Origin of the sequence: Clostridium celatum (assembly GCF_021412605.1) — a bacterium.
GTDB classification, from domain to species: domain Bacteria; phylum Bacillota; class Clostridia; order Clostridiales; family Clostridiaceae; genus Clostridium; species Clostridium celatum.
In genome coordinates this window covers 1-4575 of sequence record NZ_JAJKGM010000080.1, presented here as the reverse complement: position 1 = coordinate 4575, position 4575 = coordinate 1, and the positions used below count along the sequence as shown (strand labels likewise).

The 4575-nt window shown below is 30.6% G+C and carries 3 protein-coding genes and 1 pseudogene; 3 read left to right on the top strand and 1 reads right to left on the bottom strand.

Annotated features, from left to right (window positions below):
• Positions 1-175: 175 nt before the first annotated feature.
• On the bottom strand, positions 176-1954 hold the full coding sequence (locus LPC13_RS16490; RefSeq protein ID WP_040418486.1) for an L-fucose isomerase: 1779 nt from the start codon (positions 1952-1954) through the stop codon (positions 176-178).
• A gap of 204 nt (positions 1955-2158) precedes the next feature.
• On the opposite strand from LPC13_RS16490, the pseudogene LPC13_RS16485 reads away from it, so the two are divergent.
• From LPC13_RS16485 to LPC13_RS16475, 3 genes and pseudogenes are all read left to right on the top strand, one after another.
• Positions 2159-2826 (top strand): annotated as a pseudogene (locus tag LPC13_RS16485) (FGGY family carbohydrate kinase); the annotation flags it as partial.
• The gene (locus LPC13_RS16480) at positions 2818-3594 is read left to right on the top strand and encodes an FGGY-family carbohydrate kinase (RefSeq protein WP_234089018.1); all 777 of its coding nucleotides are present in this window, start codon (positions 2818-2820) and stop codon (positions 3592-3594) included. The pseudogene LPC13_RS16485 and the gene LPC13_RS16480, both read left to right, overlap by 9 nt.
• Before the next feature lie 49 nt (positions 3595-3643).
• A complete protein-coding gene (locus LPC13_RS16475; protein WP_005210279.1) occupies positions 3644-4420 on the top strand; it encodes a DeoR/GlpR family DNA-binding transcription regulator in 777 nt (258 codons plus the stop codon).
• The last annotated feature ends 155 nt before the right edge of the window (positions 4421-4575 follow it).

Here is a 4575-nt window from a genome sequence, read left to right as displayed (position 1 = left end):
CATCTTAAGATGCTTGCTAGTAAAATGCCCTTATAGGGCGAAAGAAAAACCACCAGCTAAGCTGGTGGATATTTATTAAATATAAAATTTGAAAATATATATAAATTAAATATAACATAAAATAATTTAAGCAGAGTACAAATTTAGTACTCTGCTTTTTGAAGTAAATAATATTTTATTTATAAAGTGGGCCAAAATTTTGGCAAGCTCTGAAATCAGCTGACTCTAGATCTTTAGTTCCAAACATTCCCCATGCACTAGGTCTAAATAGTTTTTCATCTGGGACATTATGCATAGAAACTGGAATTCTTAGTATTGAAGCTAAAGCTATTAAATCAGCGCCTATATGACCATAGGAAATAGCACCATGGTTAGCGCCCCAATTATTCATTACAGAATAAACATCTTTAAATGCCCCTTCTCCCGTTAAGTTAGGAGCAAACCAAGTAGTTGGCCATGAACTATCAGTTCTATCATCTATAGTTTTAGTTATATCATCATCTAATTCAATAGAATAGCCTTCAGCAATTTGAAGAACAGGACCTAAACCATCAATTAGGCAAATTCTTGACATAGTCATTGGCATTCCAGATTTAGATAAAAATTTAGAAGAATATCCTCCGCCTCTAAAGTATTCATCGATTGCTGGCCACCAAGTTGTAGCATTTAAGCAGTTTTTAACCTCAGTTTCTGTAATATCCCAAAATGGTTTCATAGTTGGGTTTCCATTATCATCACATTGTGTTCCGGTAGCATCTAAAGTAGTGGCACCTGAGTTAATTAAATGTATAAATCCATTAGCTGCAGCTCCTGCTAATTCTTTTCCTGTAACTCGTTTAACAGCTTCTGGTGACCAGAAAGTTCTTACATCTGAGAATAGTTGAGCTGTATTAGTTAAAAGATGCCCAAATAACATAGCAACTCCATTTAAAGAATCATTTTCTGTAGCTAATATATAAGGTTTTCGTATACCATTCCAGTCAAATGAAGAATTAAGTATAGCTTCCATAAAATCTCCATTTGGCATATAGTCTGTCCAATGTCTTTGACCTTGGAAACCAGCAACAATTGCATTATGGCCTTCAGACTCTTCAGCAAAACCAAGTGATGCAAGCTTTGGATTTCCAATCATTAAATCTCTTGCTATTAAGGTCATCTTAACAACAGTCTCCCAAATTTTATCTTTTTCTTCTCTAGTTCTTTGTTTATCAGGTGAATTTTTATCAGTTCCTTCTTTACAATTTGCTTTAACCCATGTTAAAGCAATTTCAAACTCTTCTTTATCATAAATTTCCTTTTCAAGTCTTCTATTTACTTCACTCATATCAACATATTCATTTCTCATTCCAAGATATTTTTGGAAGAACTTTTGATCAACTACTGAACCAGCAATACCCATAGAAACTGATCCAATTGAAAGATAAGATTTTCCTTTCATAATAGATGCTGCTAATCCTGCTTTAGCGAATGTTAATAATTTTGATTTAACATCATCAGGAATTTCAGTGCAATCTGCATCCTGAACATCTTTTCCGTATATACCGAAGGCAGGTAATCCAAGTTGATTATGTCCTGATAATGCAGCTGCTAGATAAACAGCACCAGGTCTTTCAGTACCATTAAATCCCCAAATTGCTTTTGGCATATGTGGATCCATATCTATAGTTTCAGTACCATAACACCAACAAGGGCTAACAGTAACTGTTAAGCCAACATCCTCTCTTGTAAATTTTTCAGCACATTTTGCTGATTCTGCAACACCACCAATTGTAGTATCAGATATAACACATTCAACAGGTAATCCATTAGGATATTTTAATGTGGAGGAATATAACACAGCTACTTGCTTTGCCATATTCATGGTTTGTTCTTCTAAAGATTCTCTAACACCGCGTCTTCTGCCATCAATTGTAGGCCTTATACCTATTTTTGGATATTTACCATTTAAATTCATATTAACCCTCCCATATTTAAACGTTAACATTTAATACAAAAGTTAACTTAATTTACAATTATTAGTTTAAATTAAAAGAAATTATAAGTCAATAACAAACAAGAAAAACACAGAAAAATAAACAAAAAAATATTGTTAATATTGTGTGGATGTTGTATTATTTTCATATAAGGAAAAAATAGTAAAATAAAAAGGGGGATATTTGTGAGCACTTTTTTAGCATTTGATTTTGGAGCTTCATCAGGAAGAGCTATTTTAACTAGTATTGAAAATGATATCATAAAAATGAAAGAAATTCATAGATTTCCGAATGAACCAGTTTTTTTAGGAGATAAATATATTTGGGATTTTCCAAGATTATTAAATGAAATGAAAATTGCACTGAGAAAAGTAGCTATAACTAATATAGAAATAGAATCTATAGGTATAGATACTTGGGGTGTTGACTATGGATTGTTAGATTATGAAGGTAATTTAATAGGTATGCCGATGCATTATAGAGACAAGAGAAATTTACAGGGAGTAAAAGAAGTAGAAAAGATAATTAATTTAGAAAAACTTTATTTAAGAACAGGAATTTCTAACAATACATTTAACACTTGTTTTCAATTAGCTGGAGATAAATTAAAGAGAAATACTATTTTGAATAATACAAAATGTTTATTATTTATGCCAGATTTATTTGCATATTACTTAACTGGAGAGAAAAAAATGAATTTACAATTGCCTCTACATCTGGGCTTTTAGATATGAAAAAAAGAGCGTGGGATTTTGAATTAATAGAAACTTTAGGAATTCCTAAGATAATCTTTAATGATATAGTGGAGCCGGGAGAACTTTATGGATATTTAACAGAAGAGATTATGGAGGAAACAGGAATAGGTAAAGTTCCTGTAATAGCAATAGGGGGACATGATACTGCTTCAGCAGTAGCAGCAACGCCATTCATAGATTCAAAAAACGCATTTTTAAGTTCAGGAACTTGGTCATTGTTAGGTAAGGAATTAGACTTGCCTATAATAAATAAGGAGAGTTTTGAAGCTAATTTGACTAATGAAGGTGGGATTGGAAATAAAATAAGATTACTAAAGAATATTAATGGAACATGGTTACTTCAACAATTAAAAAAGAATTGGAGTGAATATAATGAAAAAGTAGATTTCCCAGAAATAATTAAGGAAGCCAAAAAATATGCTAACTGTAGTTTCATTTTAGATACAAATGATGAGCGATTTATGAATACTAAAAATATGATTAAAACAATAAAATTATATTGTATAGAAAAAAATCAAGGTGAGCCTAAAGAATTAGGGGAATTTGCCATGGCTATTTATAATGGATTAACTAATGAATACAAGAAAACTATAGAGGAATTGCAAAAAATTATAGGAGAAGAAATTCAAGGAATAAATGTTGTTGGAGGTGGAATACAGGATCAATTTTTATGTGAAATGACAGCTAAAACAACAGGAAAAGAAGTGATTGCAGGTCCAATAGAAGCAGCTGTATTAGGAAATTTTATGATACAAGCTATAGCTATGGAAAAGATAGGGTCAATTAAGCAAGGTAGAGAATTAATTTATAAGAGTTTCAATTGTAAAAGGTATACCAATAGTAATATTTTGCAAGAAACGGTTTAATCCTACAAAAAATAGTGTATAATGAAGGAGGAATTAAAAAGAGAAGGTTGTGAAGAGTTTGTTAGCGATAGAAAGAAGACAGAAAATTGTTGACATAATACAAGAAAAGAAAAAGGTATTAGTGCAAGAATTGGCAGTAGATTTTTCTGTAACTGAAGAAACTATACGTAGGGATTTGGAAAAATTAGAAAATCAAGGGATATTAAAAAGAACTTATGGAGGCGCTATAATAAATCAAGGCACAAATGCAGACATGCCGTTATCTGTGAGAGAAATATCAAATAAAGAAGCTAAGATGAAAATTGCTGAAAGAGTATCTAATATAATAGAAGATGGAGATACATTAATGCTAGACTCATCTTCAACTGCTTTTTATGTAGCTAAATGCATAAAGAGAAGTAATAAAAAAATCACTCTTATAACAAATTCTTTGAAGGTATTAATTGAACTTCAAGATATAGATAATATTAATATTATCGTTTCAGGTGGAAAGTTTAGAGCAAGTGCTAAATCTTTTATAGGAAAATGGTCTCAAAGTGTTATTGAAAACTATTATGTTAACAAGGCTATAATATGCTGTAATGGAATGGATATTGAAAGAGGCGTAATGGATTCTAATGAAGAAGAAGCTACAATTAAAAAATTTATGGCAAAATCAGCAGATAAGGTTTTTTTAGTTGTTGATTCATTGAAATTCAATAAAAGGTCTTTTGTTAAGATTATGGATTTTGAAGATGTGGATTACTTATATACAGATGAACCTTTAACACGAAATTGGCAAAGAGTATTAGAAGAAAATGATGTGAAGGTGGAAATTTGTAATTAATAGTACAAGCTGGTAATTATAAAGATAAAAGCATATAAATAAAATAAAAAGAACTATCAAATTAAAATTTGATAGTTCTTTTCAGTTTGTTGAAAAACCCCCTGTTTAAAAACAGAGGGTTTTTCTATTATTAGTTGTGGATAAAATTTAATATT